At 45.3% G+C, this 18,731-nt stretch carries 16 protein-coding genes and 1 other RNA gene; 14 read left to right on the forward strand and 3 right to left on the reverse strand.

Annotated features, from left to right (window positions below):
- Positions 1–2: 2 nt before the first annotated feature.
- Positions 3–1,115 (reverse strand): phage shock protein operon transcriptional activator, encoded by a 1,113-nt coding sequence (gene pspF / locus AC4PME_RS02720; RefSeq protein ID WP_491046618.1) that lies wholly within the window; start codon positions 1,113–1,115, stop codon positions 3–5.
- 227 nt (positions 1,116–1,342) lie between these two features.
- Here pspF and pspA point away from each other — a divergent pair, with 227 nt between their 5' ends.
- From pspA to maiA, 9 genes are all read left to right on the forward strand, one after another.
- Positions 1,343–2,014, forward strand: coding sequence for a phage shock protein PspA (gene pspA / locus AC4PME_RS02725; protein WP_119500624.1), 672 nt, complete (start codon positions 1,343–1,345; stop codon positions 2,012–2,014).
- A gap of 88 nt (positions 2,015–2,102) precedes the next feature.
- Positions 2,103–2,342: an envelope stress response membrane protein PspB gene (gene pspB / locus AC4PME_RS02730; protein ID WP_119500625.1), complete on the forward strand. Its 240-nt coding sequence runs from the start codon at positions 2,103–2,105 to the stop codon at positions 2,340–2,342.
- Complete coding sequence (gene pspC / locus AC4PME_RS02735; RefSeq protein WP_119500626.1) at positions 2,339–2,800, forward strand: envelope stress response membrane protein PspC; 462 nt, start codon at positions 2,339–2,341, stop codon at positions 2,798–2,800. Before pspB ends, pspC begins: the two co-directional genes overlap by 4 nt.
- Positions 2,801–3,021: 221 nt before the next feature.
- Positions 3,022–3,822, forward strand: coding sequence for a phenylalanine 4-monooxygenase (gene phhA / locus AC4PME_RS02740; RefSeq protein WP_491046617.1), 801 nt, complete (start codon positions 3,022–3,024; stop codon positions 3,820–3,822).
- 77 nt (positions 3,823–3,899) lie between these two features.
- Positions 3,900–5,456 (forward strand): transcriptional regulator TyrR, encoded by a 1,557-nt coding sequence (tyrR, locus tag AC4PME_RS02745; protein ID WP_303575338.1) that lies wholly within the window; start codon positions 3,900–3,902, stop codon positions 5,454–5,456.
- Positions 5,457–5,660: 204 nt separating this feature from the next.
- Positions 5,661–6,767 carry a 4-hydroxyphenylpyruvate dioxygenase gene (gene hppD / locus AC4PME_RS02750; RefSeq protein ID WP_490708547.1) on the forward strand — a complete coding sequence of 369 codons (1,107 nt, stop codon included), beginning with the start codon at positions 5,661–5,663 and terminating at the stop codon, positions 6,765–6,767.
- The gene (locus AC4PME_RS02755; RefSeq protein WP_491046616.1) at positions 6,760–7,908 is read left to right on the forward strand and encodes a homogentisate 1,2-dioxygenase; all 1,149 of its coding nucleotides are present in this window, start codon (positions 6,760–6,762) and stop codon (positions 7,906–7,908) included. Before hppD ends, AC4PME_RS02755 begins: the two co-directional genes overlap by 8 nt.
- Complete coding sequence (locus AC4PME_RS02760; protein ID WP_491046615.1) at positions 7,905–8,915, forward strand: fumarylacetoacetate hydrolase family protein; 1,011 nt, start codon at positions 7,905–7,907, stop codon at positions 8,913–8,915. Before AC4PME_RS02755 ends, AC4PME_RS02760 begins: the two co-directional genes overlap by 4 nt.
- A gap of 30 nt (positions 8,916–8,945) precedes the next feature.
- Positions 8,946–9,602, forward strand: coding sequence for a maleylacetoacetate isomerase (gene maiA / locus AC4PME_RS02765; RefSeq protein WP_119500632.1), 657 nt, complete (start codon positions 8,946–8,948; stop codon positions 9,600–9,602).
- Positions 9,603–9,674: 72 nt separating this feature from the next.
- Here maiA and AC4PME_RS02770 read toward each other — a convergent pair whose 3' ends face one another.
- Complete coding sequence (locus AC4PME_RS02770) at positions 9,675–10,142, reverse strand: Lrp/AsnC family transcriptional regulator (protein ID WP_119500633.1); 468 nt, start codon at positions 10,140–10,142, stop codon at positions 9,675–9,677.
- Between the two features lie 196 nt (positions 10,143–10,338).
- Here AC4PME_RS02770 and AC4PME_RS02775 point away from each other — a divergent pair, with 196 nt between their 5' ends.
- Both AC4PME_RS02775 and ffs read left to right on the forward strand, forming a co-directional pair.
- Positions 10,339–11,394, forward strand: coding sequence for a Glu/Leu/Phe/Val dehydrogenase dimerization domain-containing protein (locus tag AC4PME_RS02775; RefSeq protein WP_491046614.1), 1,056 nt, complete (start codon positions 10,339–10,341; stop codon positions 11,392–11,394).
- Positions 11,395–11,489: 95 nt separating this feature from the next.
- Positions 11,490–11,586, forward strand: an RNA gene (ffs, locus tag AC4PME_RS02780) — signal recognition particle sRNA small type.
- A 14-nt stretch (positions 11,587–11,600) separates the two neighbouring features.
- Here ffs and AC4PME_RS02785 read toward each other — a convergent pair.
- Positions 11,601–11,879: a late competence development ComFB family protein gene (locus AC4PME_RS02785; protein ID WP_119500635.1), complete on the reverse strand. Its 279-nt coding sequence runs from the start codon at positions 11,877–11,879 to the stop codon at positions 11,601–11,603.
- A 241-nt stretch (positions 11,880–12,120) separates the two neighbouring features.
- Between AC4PME_RS02785 and AC4PME_RS02790 the strand changes: the two genes are divergently transcribed.
- The 3 genes from AC4PME_RS02790 to AC4PME_RS02800 all read left to right on the forward strand — a co-directional run bounded on the left by AC4PME_RS02790 (position 12,121) and on the right by AC4PME_RS02800 (position 18,333).
- The gene (locus tag AC4PME_RS02790) at positions 12,121–13,209 is read left to right on the forward strand and encodes a tryptophan 2,3-dioxygenase family protein (protein WP_491046613.1); all 1,089 of its coding nucleotides are present in this window, start codon (positions 12,121–12,123) and stop codon (positions 13,207–13,209) included.
- A 424-nt stretch (positions 13,210–13,633) separates the two neighbouring features.
- Positions 13,634–16,492: a TonB-dependent receptor domain-containing protein gene (locus AC4PME_RS02795; RefSeq protein WP_491046612.1), complete on the forward strand. Its 2,859-nt coding sequence runs from the start codon at positions 13,634–13,636 to the stop codon at positions 16,490–16,492.
- Positions 16,493–16,569: 77 nt separating this feature from the next.
- The gene (locus tag AC4PME_RS02800; protein WP_491046611.1) at positions 16,570–18,333 is read left to right on the forward strand and encodes a putative 2OG-Fe(II) oxygenase; all 1,764 of its coding nucleotides are present in this window, start codon (positions 16,570–16,572) and stop codon (positions 18,331–18,333) included.
- Positions 18,334–18,731 lie beyond the last annotated feature (398 nt).

The raw sequence follows: 18,731 nt of genomic DNA on the forward strand, positions 1-18,731 counted from the left end.
CGTTATGCCTCCACAGATTCCGCTGAAGAATCCAGTAAATTGTATTTCTTTAAATAGCCTCTGAGCTGATGATAAGTCAGACTCAACTTTTCTGCAGTCTTTTTCTGATTAAACTGACTGTCTTCAAGTGCTTGCCTGATCATATCAATTTCAAATTGCTGGGAGCGTTCTTTCAGATCCAACGGATAAACCGGAGCTTGCGCAGCCTCGGGCACCGGCGTAAATACAGCGTCGTTGGGAGGCGGGAGGAGATCAGGTTGAATGCCGTTGATTTCTGATGCCGGCGGGGGAGCGGTAATTCTGTCCTGAGTCTTAATACGGCCTTTTGGTCTGAAGGGGGATTCAAACGGGTCAAGAATAATTTCGTGGACAGGCAGGTGAGGGTTATTGCAGCGGTACACGGCCCTTTCCACCACGTTTTTGAGCTCACGAATGTTACCCGGCCAGTGATAATCGAGTAAGGTGCGGCGGGCTTTCTCTGTAAAACCACTGAATAATTCCATATCCAGCTCCCTTGCCATATTAATGGCAAAGTTTTCAGCCAGTAACAGAATATCTTCTTTCCGTTCTCTCAGCGGTGGAATGGTAATAACGTCAAATGCCAGTCTGTCGAGTAAATCGGCGCGGAATTCGCCGCTTTCCGCCAGTGCAGGTAAATCTTCATTGGTTGCTGCTATCAGACGCACGTCGGTTTTAAGGGTTTTAGTACCGCCCACACGTTCAAATTCACCGTACTCAATGACCCTGAGTAATTTTTCCTGAATCAGACCTGAGGTGTTCGCTAACTCATCCAGAAACAAGGTGCCGTTATTGGCGACTTCAAAGCGGCCCTCACGGCGTTTGGCTGCACCGGTAAATGCCCCCGCTTCATAACCGAAGAGTTCACTTTCGAGCAGATTTTCATTCAGCGCGGCACAATTCAGCTTAATGTAATTTTGATCCCAGCGCTGAGACAGAAAGTGCAGACGGGCGGCAATAAGCTCTTTACCCGTCCCCCGTTCTCCGATAACCAGCACCGGCTTGTTCAGTGGGGCGATTTGGGAAATTTGTTCCAGTGTTTCCAGAAAGCTGTTGGCCTGACCCAGCAAGTTATCCTGTTGGCGAAATCTACTCATTTAGTCCCTCAATTGTTAGTCATTTAGACCAATAATTAGTGTAGATGAAAAACTTCGCAGAATCGAACATTAATTTAATTCAGAAAAAATGAATAAATTCAGTGAATTAAAAAGTATTAGCTAGTTGGCAAGCATATTGAATAGCTTAAGACAGAGATGCGTATTAACTACGAGCATTAAAATCCATGCACTTTTGCATGATTCCATACGAGCTGGAGGTAATGAATATGGGTATCTTCTCGCGTTTCACCGACATAGTGAACTCAAATATTAATGCATTGCTGGATAAAGCTGAAGATCCGGAAAAAATGGTTCGTCTGATTATTCAGGAAATGGAAGACACACTGGTTGAGGTGCGTTCAGCATCTGCGAAAACCATCGCCAGTAAAAAGGAAATTACTGCACAAATCAGTAAATACGAAGCCGATGCACAGGACTGGCAGGCCAAAGCGGAACTGGCTTTAAGTAAGGACAGAGAAGATCTGGCACGTGCAGCATTACAGGAACGTAAGAAAGCTGCAGAAGCTGCCGTTGCTCTGGGTAAAGAGCTGGCGGTAGTGGAAGAGCAGATTTCGAAACTGCAGGATGAGGTTGGACAGTTACAGGATAAGCTGGCCGATGCAAAAGCCCGTCAAAAAGCGATTATTATGCGCCAGAAAACGGCAAGTTCACGTTTAGAAGTGAAACGTACGCTGGATAGCAGTAAAGTTGATGCTGCTATGGGCCGGTTTGAGCAATATGAGCGCAAAATCGACGACCTGGAGTCTCAGGTAGAAGCGTACGACTTAGGTAAGAAAACGCTGAATGATGAATTTGCCGAGCTGGAAGCCGGCGATAAAATCGACGAAGAATTAGCAGCGTTAAAAGCTAAAATAAAAGAAAATAAAAGCGCAGAATAATGCGCGCCCGGTGGCGGTTTCCTAGCTCACAGGAAGCCGGACAAGCGGCTTTGTGGGCAGTTCTCACTAGAAATCGGAGGTTATGGTTATGGACGAGGGAATACTGGCACTGCTATTGGTACCCTTATTTTTGTTTTTGATATTTGTCGCACCCATCTGGCTTATTCTGCACTATCGCAGTAAGAAGCAAGTCAATCAGGGGTTAAGCGCAGAAGAGTTCGCAACGATCAATGAACTCGCGGAAAAGGCTGAAAAAATGTCTGACCGCATCAAAACATTGGAAGCCATTCTTGATAGTGAAGCGCCTCAGTGGAGAGACAGAGCATGAACCGTCAATTCTATCGTGATACCGAAAATGCCAGAATTGCAGGGGTATGCAGTGGTATAGCAGACTATTTCGGGTTGGAAAGGTGGCTTGTCAGAATTCTGGTTGTGTCTGCTTTTTTCCTGCTGGCCGGTACCTTCGTGTTCATCGGCTACATTGCCTGCTGGTTTATTCTGGAACCGAAACCTGCCAATGTTTCTGCTCAACAGGATGATCCGTTAAGCCGGTTTAAAGGACATCAGGGTAAAGGCTGGACAAACAGCAGTACCGGCGCACAGCAGCACGAGCAATCCGGCAAAGTGTCGGTAAAGACGAAAGTCTGGCAGGCCGGTGAGCCACCGAAGCAGGCAGTGCATGATATCGCCTCGAGGTTCAAAGAATCAGAATTGCGTCTGCGCAAAATGGAAAAATATGTAACCTCCAGAGAGTTTCAGTTAAACCGTGAAATCAGCCAGCTCTGAATAAAGTGACGGCAGAAGCAGACCGGTAGTTAAAGAACTCAAATGAGGGCCGGTGACACATCAGTGTCACCGGCCTTCTTATTTACTTTCACTAATTCAATGGCTTATATTAATTTGTAAAATTAATGTTACATGGGAAGTCTCAGGCTGAATCAGCCTGAGACTTCCACAGTGTCATAAATTCCTTAGACTAAAATGAGTAACAGCAATTAAGGTTTTTTATGGCGAAGTCATCTGCTTATCAGTCCAGACAACCGGACGAAAACGGTGTGATCTCCTGGTCCGGAGAAGAAAACAAGATTTGGTCTGAGCTTTATCAACGTCAGGATTCGTTATTACAGGGCAGAGCCTGTAAACAGTATATGGACGGGCTGGCACTACTGGACCTGCCAGCGCACCGCATACCACAATTAGGTGAGATTGACCGGATCCTGCAAGCAACAACAGGCTGGCAAACCGCGCCGGTACCGGCACTCATAAACTTTTCATCCTTTTTCTCGCTGCTGGCAAATAAGCAATTTCCGGTGGCAACTTTTATCAGAAGCAGGGAAGAATTCGATTACCTGCAGGAACCGGACATTTTTCACGAGGTCTTCGGCCATTGCCCGCTGTTAACCAATCCTTCTTTTGCGCATTTTACCCATACCTACGGCAAGCTGGGTCTGGATGCGTCGAAAGAAGAACGTATCTATCTGGCCCGCCTGTACTGGTTTACCGTTGAATTTGGCCTGGTCAATACCCTCGCCGGGCAGCGTATTTATGGGGGCGGTATTTTGTCATCGCCGGGTGAAACCCTTTATGCGCTGGAAAGCGATGCCCCTGTGAAAGTGCCGATGAATGCGCTGGATGCCCTGCGTACACCTTACCGCATCGATATTATGCAGCCGCTGTATTATGAGTTGTCAGATTTCGATGATCTTTTTACTCTGGCAGAAAGCGACATCATGCATTTAGTGCGTCAGGCCATGCGGCTTGGCCTCTATGACCCCCTGTTTGAACCTGCGCCCAGACGGGTGTGTTAAACAAATTTAACCGTTCCAATGTTAGTATTTTGTGATATCCTGTAAATATATATTTACAACAAAAATGACAGAATACTATGCGCTTAGAAATCAGTTGTCAGGACCGTCTTGGGATCACTCAGGACATCCTGGACATCCTGGTGGCTCATGAAATCGATTTACGGGGCATCGAAATCGATGAAGCGGGCAAAATTTTCCTCAATTTCCCTAATCTTGAATTTGAAGATTTTCAGCATCTCATGCCAAAAATCCGGAGGATCAATGGTATTGATGACGTGAAAACCACGCCGTATATGCCCGGCGAACGGGAGCGGAATCAGCTTTCGGCCATTTTGCGTACTTTACCTGACCCGGTATTTTCCATCGATAACCGCTGTCGTGTACTTATGTGCAATGAAGCGGTGATCAGTGGTCTTGAATTGCCGTTTTCCGATATTGAGTCCACAGAAATCAGTGAGCTGGTTAAAGGGTTTAACTTTAACCGCTGGATGGAGAGCAAGGATAATGCGGCCACTTCAGTGAAGGTGAAGTTTATCCAGCAGGATTATCTGGCGGATATTTTGCCGGTAATAGTGCCGGATGGTCAGAACAGTGCCATCTTTGCAGGTGCGGTGGTGATCCTGAAATCAGAAATGCGTCTGGGTCAGCAATTTACGGCTTTCCATCAAACAGAAACGGATTCTTTCGATCACTTCATTATCCGGTCGCCGGCTATGGCAAAGGTTGTTAACGATGCCAAGCAAATTGCCGATCTTGATGCGCCGGTGCTGATCTTCGGCGAAACCGGTACAGGGAAGGAAATGATTGCCAAAGCCTGCCATCAGGCAAGCCGGAGAAACAAAGGCGAGTTCCTCGTACTGAATTGCGCTTCGTTGCCTGACAGTGTCGCAGAATCTGAGTTATTCGGTTATGCCGCCGGCGCATATAATCAACCGGAGGGTAAAGCAGGATTACTAGAGCTGGCGGCAGGCGGTACAATTTTGCTGGATGAAATCGCTGATATGTCTCCGCAGTTGCAGGCTAAGTTGCTTCGCGTACTGGAGCACAACGAATTCAGACGTGTTGGTGATGACAAACCCGTAGCGGTCAACGTGCGTTTCATCTGCACTACCGGTCGGGATCTCGGGCAGATGGTGGAAGAGGGCGTGTTCCGCAAAGATTTATACTATCGCCTGAATGTACTGAGCCTGGTCATGCCGTCATTAAAGGAACGCAGACCGGACATATTGCCACTGGCCGAGGCGTTCATTTTGCAACACAGCAGTAAACTGGGACGCCGTCCGGCCAAACTGAGCAAATCCTGTGTGGATTTCCTGCAGCAGTACCCCTGGCCGGGAAATGTCAGGCAGTTACAGAACGCCTTATTCCGTGCGCTGTCGTTGCTCGATGGCAATGAAATTTCAAAAGAAGATATTCAGTTGCCTTCCTGTGCCCCCAGTGTCACGTACATCGATGAAAACTTTGACGGCACGCTGGATGAAGAGGTGAAGAAGTTCGAGCGGGATCTGCTGAAACGTTTGTATCCGTCCTACCCGAGTACCCGTCAGCTGGCGAAAAAATTAGGCCTGAGCCATACAGCCATTGCCAACAAGTTGCGTGAATATGGCATTAATAAAGGTACTGTAAAGTTATAGATACGCTCTGTACTGCCCGCTTTACAAAAATCGCGGGGCAGGGGGCTTCCTGGGCGGGCATTTTAATTGTGTCCGCCCGTTGTTCAGTTTTATTTACGGCTTTCCTTCGTCAGACCCTCAATACTATCCGCAGGCCCTGTCTTTTCTGATTGTTAAATTTGGTGTTTATTGATCACATAACTTTTACAAGTGTGAGGAAACACCATGTCACAAGTCGATTACTCTTATAATCCGCTGGGCTCAGACGGTTTCGAATTCGTTGAATATACTGCTGCCGATGAAAAAGGTATTGCGGCCCTTAAAGATCTTTTTTCATCACTGGGTTTTGCTGAGGTAGCCAGCCACCGTTCCAAGCGTGTGTGGTTGTATCGCCAGGGTGATATCAATTTCATTGTTAATGCTGAACCGGCATCTCAGGCTGAAGAGTTTGCCAAATTGCGGGGCCCCAGTGTTTGCGGCATGGCCTTCCGCGTTAAAGATGCAGGAATTGCGATGAAGCACGCACTGGCAAACGGCGCGAAGCAATTCGTGGGTAATCTGGGACCCATGGAACTGAACATTCCTGCCGTTTATGGTATCGGCGAGAGCACGCTTTACTTTGTTGACCGCTACGGTGATGACAGCATTTACGACGTAGATTTCACCTTTTATGACGACTGGCAGGCAAGAATGGAAAAAGCCGGGGCCGGCCTGAGTTTTGTCGATCATCTCACTCACAATGTCCGCCGGGGTAACATGGCGTTGTGGGCCAATTTCTACGAGAACATCGGCAATTTCCGCGAGATCCGGTACTTTGATATAGAAGGCAAACTCACCGGCCTGGTGAGCAAAGCGATGACGTCTCCCTGCGGTAAAATTCGTATTCCTATTAATGAATCGTCTGACGATAAATCACAGATTGAAGAGTTTATCCGTGAATATAACGGCGAAGGTATTCAGCACATCGCATTAGCCACTGACGACATCTATCAGACAGTCAGAGATCTGAAAGCCAGAGGAATGCGCTTTATGGATACGCCGGATACTTACTATGAGGGCGTGGATGCCCGTGTGCAGGGGCATGGTGAAGATTTGAATATGCTCAAAGAATTGCGCATTTTAATCGATGGTGCACCCATGAAAGATGGCATTTTGCTGCAAATTTTTACCGATACAGTCATTGGCCCTGTGTTTTTTGAAATTATCCAGCGCAAGGGCAACGAAGGATTTGGCGAAGGGAATTTCAAAGCGTTATTCGAGTCCATAGAACTCGACCAGATCCGTCGTGGCGTTTTAGACGGCCAGGCGCAGGACGAGAAAGAAAATGCGTAACTGGATCCGGTTTCCGGCTGCGCAGGGGACGCACTCAAAGCAGGCCCACGCCGATTTTCCGGAAGAGGGCATTTATGAACGTGAAATTGGTCGCAGTGGCTTTTTTGGCCCTGCGAGCCATTTACATCATAAACATGCGCCGACCGGTTGGATTGACTGGGAGGGGGATTTACGACCCCGCGCCTTCGACCTGAATAAGTTGCCCCGTGATGCAGAGCAGGGGCCTTTTTCAGCTCCTCTGATCCTCGGCAATGCCCACTGTAAATACCGCTTATGGCATTGCCATACTTCCATGCCGCGCCTTGCCCGTAATGCTGACGGTGACGACTTGTTATTCATTCATGAAGGTGAAGGTGAACTGTTCTGTGATTACGGACATCTGCCGGTGACCGCCGGGGACTATGTGCTTATTCCCCGCTCCACGCTATGGCGGCTGGAGCCGGCAAAGCCCATGACCATGTTAATGATTGAAGCGACTAACGAAGCGTATCAGTTGCCGGATAAAGGCATGCTGGGGGGGCAGGCTATTTTCGACCCCGCCGTGCTGGAAATACCGCAAATCAATGACAGGTTTATCGGCCAGCAAGACGAGAACAACTGGCAGGTAGAGGTGAAACGGCGCAATAAGGTGTCTGTGATCACTTATCCATTTAATCCCCTCGATGCCATTGGCTGGCATGGTGAAGTGTGTGTAGTCAAGCTGAACTGGCGGGATATCAGACCTTTAATGAGTCACCGTTATCACTTGCCACCATCAGCGCATACCACCTTTGTGGCCCCGCGTTTTGTTGTCTGTACGTTTGTACCACGGCCAATAGAAAGTGATCCCGGCGCTTTAAAGGTGCCGTTTTATCACAATAACGACGATTATGATGAAGTACTGTTCTACCACGAAGGTGATTTTTTCAGCCGTGACAACATTGAAAAAGGCATGGTGACTTTTCATCCGGCGGGGTTCACTCACGGCCCCCATCCAAAAGCCTTTGCAGCCGGTCGTGCCCATAAGAAAACATTTACTGATGAAGTCGCTGTGATGCTGGATACCCGTGACGCACTTGAGATGGGGGATGCCGCACTGGCGACAGAAAATCCGGAGTATGTGAATAGTTGGAAGACACCGGTGAAGGAGAATGAACAATGAAATTTGCGACCTATAAAAATGGCAACCGTGACGGGCAACTGATGCTGGTTTCACGGGATTTGACCCGTACTGCTGCGGTACCGGATATTGCACTGACATTGCAGCACGCTCTGGACAACTGGGCGCAGGTTGCCGGCGCATTGCAGTCACGATATGAACAATTAAATGATGGATTAATTGAAAGTGAGGCGTTCAAAGAAGAGCGCTGTGAGTCGCCTCTGCCACGTGCTTATCAGTGGGCTGACGGCAGTGCCTATGTGAATCATGTGGAACTGGTGCGTAAAGCCCGCGGTGCAGAGATGCCAGAGAGCTTCTGGACAGATCCGCTGATGTATCAGGGCGGGTCTGATGACTTCACCGGCCCCCGGGATGACGTTATTTTACCCAGTGATGACTGGGGTATTGATTTCGAAGGGGAGGTGGCGGTTGTCACCGACGATGTGCCAATGGCATGTTGTGAAACTGTCGCGGCTGAACGCATCAGGTTGATTATGCTGGTGAATGATGTGTCACTCAGGGGGCTCATTCCCGGTGAACTGGCTAAGGGATTCGGATTCTTTCAGTCTAAGCCTGCCAGCAGTTTTTCTCCGGTGGCGGTAACACCTGACGAACTGGGTAGTGCATGGAACCAGGCACAGGTTTGCCTGCCATTGCGCTCAACCTATAACGGCGAGTTATTCGGCATGCCCCATGCGGGCACCGACATGACATTTAACTTCGCGCAACTGGTTGCGCATGCCGCGAAATCGCGTAATCTGGGAGCAGGAGCTATTATTGGCTCAGGTACCGTATCCAATAAACAGGGTACGGACCATGGCAGCGCTGTAAAAGAAGGTGGTGTGGGTTATTCCTGTATTGCCGAAATCAGGATGATTGAAACCATCCGTGACGGCAAGCCATCCACTCCCTTTATGCAGTTTGGCGACAGGATCCGCATAGAGATGCTGGATGAGCGGGGACACAGTATCTTCGGCGCGATCGAACAACAGATTAAACCACTCAGCTAACAAGAAGTGGCAAGCAAAAAAGGGCAAAACATGAGTCTGAAACTTTATGGTTACTGGCGTTCTTCGGCAACCTACCGGGTGCGCATTGCAATGAACCTGAAGGGGTTGGATTACGAATATGTACCGGTTCACCTGGTAAAAGAAGGCGGTGAACAAACTCATGAGGTGTTTAAGCGTCTGAATCCGGCGCAACTGGTACCTGCACTGGTGGATGACGACGAAGATTTCGTACTCAATCAGTCTCTCAGCATCATCGAATATCTGGATGAAAAGTACCCAGATACTTGCCGTCTGATCCCCGAACACGCGCTTGAAAGAGCACGGGTTCGCGGACTGGCCCATGATATTGCTATGGAAATGCAGCCGTTAGGAAACTTACGGGTGCTGAATGCATTACGGGATGATTTCAATGCGGATGATGAAGACATTGCCGCATGGGTGCGTAAGTGGTCAGAAAAAGGCTTTCAGGCAATTGAACGTCGCCTGCAAACACAGGCAGGGAAGTACTGCTTTGATTTTAATGTCACCATGGCTGACGTTTGCCTGGTGCCCCAGGTCTATATTGCTAAGCGGTTTAAACTGGACATGACGCCATTTCCGCTTATCTCCAAAATTGTTGATAACTGTCTGGCGCTAGATGCGTTTGAAAAAGCGAGACCGGAGAATCAGCCGGACTGTCCTGAATAACCATGACATGAAAAACAAAAAGCCCGTTGATACTGCCATGTATCAACGGACTTTTTCGTGTGTGATAACCGGTTACTGACTTTTTATTGGTAACTCTGTGGTGTTTTTCACCTGCTTCAATGCAAAAGTGGAGCTTAAGTGATCGACCAGTGGCAGGTGAGTCAGCTTGGTTTTCAAAAGATATTCATACTCTTCAATGCTTTCAACAACCACTTTAAGAAGATAATCCTTCTCACCGCTGGTGGTATGACATTCTACGATTTCATCGATTGACTGTACCGCCGCTTCGAAATCGGTGAGTGAATCTCCGTCGTGATTTTTCAACGTCACGAAAATGAAAACCGATACGCCGAGATTCAGCTTTTTGCTGTTCAGCAGCGTCACTTTGCGAAGAATAATTCCTTCTGATTCCATGCGTTTAACACGGCGCCAGCACGGCGTATGTGACAATCCGACCTTTTGACTCAAGTCGGCCATGGAGACAGTGGCATCCTGTTGAAGCACGCGAAGAATTTCGCGGTCAAATTTATCTAATTTCATTAATCAGGCATCTCGTCAGGTGTATGATAATTATTATAACACTCACATAATACTAGGATATATATCCTAGTCTATAGTTCTTGTGAATAACCATATTTCCTCTTGTAAACATAGCTTGAAATTAATGCAAAATCTGTCCTCGTGATGTTCGGATAAGATAGCCGGGTTATCAGTCACGATCAGAAGAAGAAAATCCATGTCAGTTTTTGAACATCCAGAGTTTGACAGTCACGAACATGTGGCATTTTTCCACGACGAAGCTTCGGGCTTAAAAGCGATTATTGCAGTGCATAATACGAATCTCGGTCCGGCATTAGGCGGTTGCAGAATGTGGCCGTATATCAACAGTCATGAAGCGCTGACAGATGTTCTCAGGCTTTCAAAAGGCATGACCTACAAGTCAGCTATGGCCAATCTGAAGCTGGGGGGCGGGAAGTCAGTGATAATCGGCGATCCCCGTAAGCACAAGTCTGAAGAAATGATGCTGGCTATGGGAAGGTTTGTTGATTCTCTGGGCGGCAAGTATTTCACAGCTGAAGATTCCGGTATTGCAGTGACTGATTTGAAAACCATGGCAACGCAGTCGGAATACATCACCGGTGTAAGTGCTAAGTATCATTACAATAATGAGCAGCCTGACGGCAATCCTGCTCCTTCAACAGCCTATGGTGTTTTCGTTGGTTTGAAAGCAACAGTGGAACACGCGCTGAGAACAGATCTGAAAGGAGTGCGGGTGGCCATTCAGGGTGTTGGTCACGTGGGTTACCGTCTGGCGCAACATCTTCATGCCCACGGCGCTGAATTGTTTGTCACCGATATTTTCCCGGAAGGAGTTGAACGTGCCGTTTCTGAATTAGGTGCGACGGAGGTGAAGCCGGAAGAACTGTACGGACTGGACGTGGATGTGATTGCACCCTGTGCGCTTGGCGCATCCATTAATGATGAAACGGTGCCGGAAATAAAAGCTAAGGTGATTGCCGGTGCTGCGAACAATCAGCTTGCCAGAGAATCTATGGGAGAAGTTCTTCGTCAGAAGGGTATTGTTTATGCGCCCGACTATGTGATTAATGCCGGTGGTGTGATTGATATTTATCACCAGCGCATGGAGTCATCCAGTGAAGCTATGCGTGAGCACATTGAGCAGATTGGCCTGACGCTGAAAGAAATCTATCAACGTGCTGATTCTGATGAAAAAGCCACCAATATTGTGGCAAATGTTATCGCTGAAGAACGATTTAATCACAAGGCTTGAAACTTCGTCTTCAAATCGTCATAATGCGCCGCTCCTGAGGACAGCCTTCACGGCATAATATCCGTTTTCAGGAGCACGCAAAGTTCAATGGTGGGCCCTGGTCCTCTCGCAATGATACTCTGTGAACCCGGTCAGGCCCGGAAGGGAGCAGCCGCAGCAGACGACTCATGTGCCGGGATGTGGCTGGGGCCCGCCACCCAATCTCCTCACTCATCTGTTCGTTTCGATTTTGCCTGGTCCAGATACTTTATCGCCTTGTCCACGGCGTGTTCCACATTCATTTCCATTTGTTGCCTTTCACTCTGAGGAAGATAAAACGCCATATCAACTTCAAAGCGGATATACCGTGGCGGTACCTGATTCAGCGCAAGGCAGCAAATATCTGCCAGGTAGTCTGATGATTTAGTTTTATCAAGCTCCAGTTCGCTCAGCCGCTGCAAAACAAGGTGCTCATAATAGTTATGGATATCATCATCTAACTTCATAATTTTTCCTTTTTACCGGTAATTACTAAACTTACCCATGTTGTCATGCTTACCTTAACAGGGTGTAAACCTGTTCTGCCAGCACAAAAATGCCCTGAGTCTGGCGCACAGTTCCCTCTACTGTTTATAGTTTGTTTCGTCTAAATGTCGAGAATTATCCGCCACATCAGCATGTTTAGCGGTGCGGCAATCAGTTTGATGTTCACGACAGTCGAACTCTCCTTACCAATAAGGCAGGAATATGAAAAGGAATACCACGCCGGTTTATTACGGCGATTATCTGCAACTGGATAAAATTTTAGGCGCACAGGGCCTGCAAAGTGAAAAGTATGGTGCTGCGGCCCACGATGAAATGCTATTCATCATTGTCCATCAGGTTTATGAACTGTGGTTTAAACAGGTACTGCATGAATTAAATGCGGTCATAGATACCTTCTCTCAGGACAAGGTAAAAGACGAACAACTTATCGAAGTGGTTCACCGTCTGCACCGTATAATTCAAATTCAGCAACTGATGAATGATCAGATATCAGTAATGGAAACCATGACGCCGCAAGATTTCATGTCCTTCCGCGATTACCTCGTGCCTGCTTCGGGTTTTCAGAGTATTCAGTTCAAACGTCTGGAAATATCTCTTGGATTAAAGAGAGAGTTCAGAATCGACTTCGATAAACAGAGCTTTTATAACCGTCTGACAGGTCAGGATCGTGCGTTGCTTGAAGCGCTGGAGTCAAAGGACAGTCTGTTTGAGCTGATTGACCGCTGGCTAAGCAGGCTACCGCTTCTCAAAAAAGATGAATTCACCTTCTGGCAGCATTATCAGGAAACTGCAGAAGCGCTGTTACTGCAAGACAAAGCCACTATCGAATCGACAGCACCCGATGAAGCATCACGGCGTCAGGAATTATATGACTGGCAGACTACAAGAGATAATTTTGCCGCGCTGTTCGACAATCAAAAATATAATGCGCTCAGAGAGAAGGGGACATTCAGACTCAGCCATGACGGCATGCTGGCAGCCTTGTTCATCAAGCAATATTCTCAGGAGCCTATATTTAATCTCCCGTTTCAGGTGATTACCGCATTAACAGAAATTGATGAGAAGCTGACGATATGGCGATACCGCCATGCAATGATGGTTCAGCGTATGATTGGCAGCAAAATAGGAACAGGAGGTTCGTCCGGACACCATTATCTCAAGCGGACTACAGAGTCGAATCGCATTTTTACTGATTTTTTCAACATGGCGTCTTTCTTATTACCCAAGTCAGCGCTCCCTCCATTGCCGGAAAATATCCGGAAGTACTGTGGGTTTTATTTAAGCGAATAACACTAATTCGTATTACCTTCATGTCGGGGGCAGTTTTTGTATAGATAAATTTACGGTATGATCAAATATGTCGTATTAAGTTATTAAAATGTTACTTGATCGTGACTTCTGTTTAACGCTGCAATGAAGAATATTTCCAAATTTTGCTTTTATAAGGATGAATGTTTTACGTAGTTGTATTTTTTAGTGTTTTTATCTCATTAAGTGCGGCTTTGTTGTCCTTAAAGATGATTGATTTCCTAATAATGTAAAAATTCAAAAAAAATTTGAACTTTTGGAACTGACCCCCGCAAAGTAAGTTGACCGTCTGATAAGTATGTGGTTATTATCATCGCTGAGGTGTTATACCTTTTAATAATAAGTCGTGAAAAAACGATTTAATAACACACACACTAATTATTTTAGTGGTCCAGGGAGACAATACATGTTTGAAAATACAAGACTGGCGAAGTCAGTGAAGCTTGCTTGTGCCTTCGGCGCAGTAACTGCTGCCTCAATGACCAGCAATGGCGCATTCGCGCAAGAGGAAGCCACGGCAGATGGTGAAAAAGTTGAGAAAATCGAAGTAACAGGTTCTCGAATTAAAAGAACTGACATTGAGACCTCAAGTCCTGTACTTGCTATCGATGCTCAGGCAATACGTTCTACAGGTTTCACACGTGTAGAAGACGTTATGAACTCTATGCCTCAGATTGAAGCTGCTGAAACAGCTTTCGATGCAAACGGCGCAACAGGTACCGCAACACTCGATTTGCGTGGTCTGGGTTCTAACAGAACACTGGTACTTGTAAATGGCAGACGATTACAGCCAGGCGGTGTTATAAGTCAGGCTCCTGATATCAACCAAATACCCACCGCTTTAATTAAGCGCGTAGACGTTTTGACCGGTGGTGCTTCAACAGCTTACGGTGCTGACGCCGTAGCGGGTGTTGTAAACTTTGTAATGGACAAAGATTTTACAGGTTTAGAAATCCAAGCTGGAGCTGCTGGTTATCAACACGATAACAACAACGCATACATTCAAGGGTTAATGGATGACGTTGGTTACAGCTACCCTGATGGTAGTAATGGCATTGGTGGCGAAACTTATAATCTTAGTGCAACCTTAGGTACTGACTTTGACGGTGGTCGTGGTCACATGACCGCATATGCTACATGGCAAAGAAATGCTGAAATGTTGCAGGGTGAGAGAGACTACAGTTCTTGTGCTCTGAATAGTTCAGGTACTGCATGTGGTGGTTCCTCTACTGCCGTTTTACCTAACATCTATTTCACGCCTAACCAGTATGATGAAGATGGTGCATTGAGCTTTGACGATGAAGTTTTCTGGAGCTTGGGTGAAGATGGACTCTTCACTCCGTATGATGGTTCAAACCTCTATAACTATGGTCCTGTGAATCACTTCATGCGTCCTACAGAGCGTTTTACTTTAGGAACGTTCGCAAATTACGAAGTTAATGATCATGTAAACTTCTATCTGGAAGCTTCTTACATGAATAACAGTACATATGGCCAGATCGCTGAGTCAGGTACATTCTATGCTGAAATTTATGAATTAAGTTACGATAACCCACTTCTCACAGACGCTCAGAAGCAGCAGTTGCTTGACGAATTTGGTGATATCAATAGTGAAACATTTACTGCACAAATTGGTAAGCGAAATGTTGAAGGTGGAGCCCGGGCCAACAATTTAGAATACAATTCATTTAGAATTGTTTCTGGTATCGATGGCTACATCAACGACGCGTGGAGCTATGATTTGAGCTACATGTATGCTCAGACCTCTTCATCAACTGCATACATCAATGATTTAGATATTTCTCAAATCGGTCCGCGCGTGGGTGCAATCGGGACTACTTGTACAGGTGACTGTTTACTATATAACGTTTTCCAACCTTACGGCGTAACGGCTGAGCAAGCTGCACAACTGTCTGGAACAGCAATCGCGACAGGTAAAACTTCATTAGTAATTTATCAAGGTTATGTCTCAGGTGAATTTGACTTCACTCTGCCTTCTGCAGACACACCTGTTGCAGCTTCATTCGGTTTCGAAAGAAGAGAAACTGACTACGAGCGTGTTTCTGACACCGTATATCAGCAGGGTTCACTTGCTGGTCAAGGCGGCCCAACCCCTAGTCTTGTTGGTGAATTTGATGTTAATGACATCTTTGCTGAATTAAGTGTTCCTGTATTAGAAGGCGTCTCTGGAGTAGATATGTTAGCCATCGACCTTGGCTTCCGTACTTCTGACTACACTACTTCTGGACGTAAAAACACGTTCAAAGTCGGCTTCGACTGGTCTGTGAACGAAGAGTGGAAGTTACGTGGTAGCTTCAACCGGGCAATCCGCGCACCTAATATCTCAGAACTATACGCTGCTCAGCAGGTTGGTTTGTGGGCAGGTAGTGATGGTTGTGCTAACTTACCCGACGAAGATCCTGCGTTCACCCTTGAGCAATGTCAGCAAATGGGTGTTTCTGCTGATCAGTACGGAAGTATTAATGCCAACCCAGCTGCTCAGTACAATGAGTTCTCTGGTGGTAACCCAGCTCTTAATCCTGAAGAAGCAGATACGATCACCGTAGGTGTTGTTGCAAATCCATTTGAAGGTTTCGATTTCGCGATCGATTACTGGGATATTGAAATGGAGCAAGTTATCGGCGAAGTTGGTGCTCAGCGTATCTTACAGATCTGTGCTAATTCAGGTACATTCTGTGACAATGTTGTGCGTGGTGGCTCCGGTACTATCTGGCGTTCAGATGCTGAATACGTTACAAACCTTTCAGATAATATCGGTGGTCGCAAGTGGAGAGGTGTTGATGTTGACGTTTCTTATGGAATGGACATCGGTGAAAGCACTCTGACTTTCAACATGATTGGTTCATACAATCTTGAGAAAACTTACAAGCCGCTGTTAGCTGATTCTTCAAACGATTATGATTGTTCTGGTATGGTGAGCGTAGACTGTTTTGCACAGCCAAAATGGCGCCATAATCTGAGTATGAACTACGGTCTGGAAGATCTGACGGTTATTGGACGCTGGAGATACTTTGGTGCAGTAGACATCGATGGTGGTGGTGAGATTTCTAGCTACAGTTTCTTTGATGTTTCTGGAAATTACACGCTTACAGAAAACCTGACGGTGTCTGTTGGTGTTAACAACATCTTAGACAAAGAACCTCCTATGGTGAATGGTACGCTGTCTACGAATGCCAATACCGTTTCTGGTTTTTATGACACATTAGGTCGTTATCTGTTTACTAACGCAACATTGACGTTCTAATAGTAATTTCGAATCCAAAGCCGGCATGTTAAGCCGGCTTTTTTATTTATCAGCTACGAGTTTTTATGAGAATCCAAGTGTTGATCAATGACCTTGTCCAGATTTTTAAATCAAAGAAATTCTACGATGCAATTAGATTAGCTGAAATTATACTGGAGGAAACGCCAAAAAATATTATTGCTGCAAATGTAATGAGCCGCAGTTTAAACCTTACAAACAGGAAACAGAAATCTATTGAATTTCTTCACTGGTTAAGACAAATTCATGGGGAAAGTAAATGGATTTATGAGTTAGAAGTTCAAATGTTTCGTACATTTCTTCAGAAAAATGAAGAGTTTGATTTGCTCTTACACATACTCAAACTATACTCCTTTGATTTTAAATGCGCTTTAAGAGCATTACAGCTTGCTGGAGAGCTAAAAAGAAATGAGATAGGTAAGGAATTAATTAGATTAATAAGAGTTGATGAACGTAATTTGTCTGTTGACTTTTATCGATTCGAAATAGATTTCTATAAAGATTTAGAATTTCACGACATAGCTCTTGAGAAAAGCAGTAGATTTATTAATGAAAATCATGTCGGGATTTCCGACATGCACCAGCATGCTGTCCTTTTAAGGCTGAATGGTTTCGCTAAACAGGCAATAGGCATATTTCAGAACCTGTTAAAAGACCAATCTCATTACGCAATTCATCATAACCTTGGTAATTGTTACTCAGATCTTGGAATGCTTTCACTAGCAATCCCTCATTACGAAAAATCAATTTACTTAAATCCTCGTTATTTAGATTCTCATAGAAATCTTAACCGTATCATTTGGGAGTTAGGAAATAAAAATCTCTTCGGAAAATCTTTAGAAGTACTAGATACTAATAGTTATCTTCAACAATTTAAGGCATCTGTTTACAATGAAGCAAAGTTGTTTGAAGTTTCTCTTAATCTCCTCGAGACCATCGCTGAGAGTGAACGTAGCAAAGAATGGTATTACTTGTGTTCACGTGCCTTTAGAGGTATTGGAGAATTTCAGAAATCAATTGAGATATTTGACAATTATACGTTTACGAAATCTGAGGATTTTTATTTAGAAAAAGCTATAAGCCTTTTTGAGTTAGGTGAATATAAATTATCGAAAGATAGTATCGCCAAAGTTCTTGAAATAAATAGTAACAACCAACTTGCTTTAGCTTATGAGCATGCATGTAAGAAAGCTTCCTGTGAGAGTGGAGTAGCCGTAGAGCAATATACAAAATCATATTTTCTTTTTGAAAGTATTAGTCAAAAAACAAAAACAAAATATCTGGATGAACTACGGGAAAGTCTCGGAAACTTACATAAATCAGTGGGGTTACCTTTAAATCAATCTGTCGAAAATGGAACACAAACCAAGGGGCACTTGTTTAGCATGGATGTTCCCAGCTTACAGGAACTGAAATTAGAAATAGACAGGGTTGTATTTAACTTTATTGATGCGCAAGGCATGGATAAAAAAAATTTAATAAAAAATGACGGAACTCCAAACTATGTAGGTTCGTGGTCTGTTCGACTCGAAGCTGGAGGCTTTCACCATAATCATATTCATTCTCATGGTCAAATATCTGGTGTCGTTTACATCACTGTTCCAAATGAGGTCAACAGAGATAATTTACAGAAAGGCTGGTTGAAGCTGGGACAGGTTTACAGTTATTCTTCTGAAGCTGATGAGCCAGACCTATTAATTAGGCCGGAGCCTCTCAAATGTGTATTATTTCGTTCTTGTGTTTGGCATGGCACTAACGTCTTTGATGAAGACGCCTTGAGACTTTCAATTGCTTTTGACGTCGGAAAGTATGGTGTTCAATAAAGATTTTACATGAGCGGTTGTTTCTTTTTCAAAAGCTGTTTGTTGAAGAATTTATTCACAGGGCTAGTTTACCCAGCCCTGATGCGTAATTCAATTTAAAGACTTTGGAATCTGCCAATCATTTCTTCGAGCACCAACCAATTAATGCTTCCCATCCATCACATGATCCTTTGCCCGGTCCTTCAGTGAAGCCTGCATAAGCTGAAGTTGCAAAAACGGATACTAAAAGAACAAGTGATAATCTTTTATACTTTTTCATCTTTATACTCTCTTTGTTAAATTTAAAGAAAAACTTTCATATTTACTGCAGAAAGTACCTTAACAATACAATAATAAAAAGATTCAGATAACAACATCCTCCAGTGCCTTTAAAACTAATTACGCAATGTCAGGGGCTT

The organism is Alteromonas sp. (assembly GCF_984505615.1).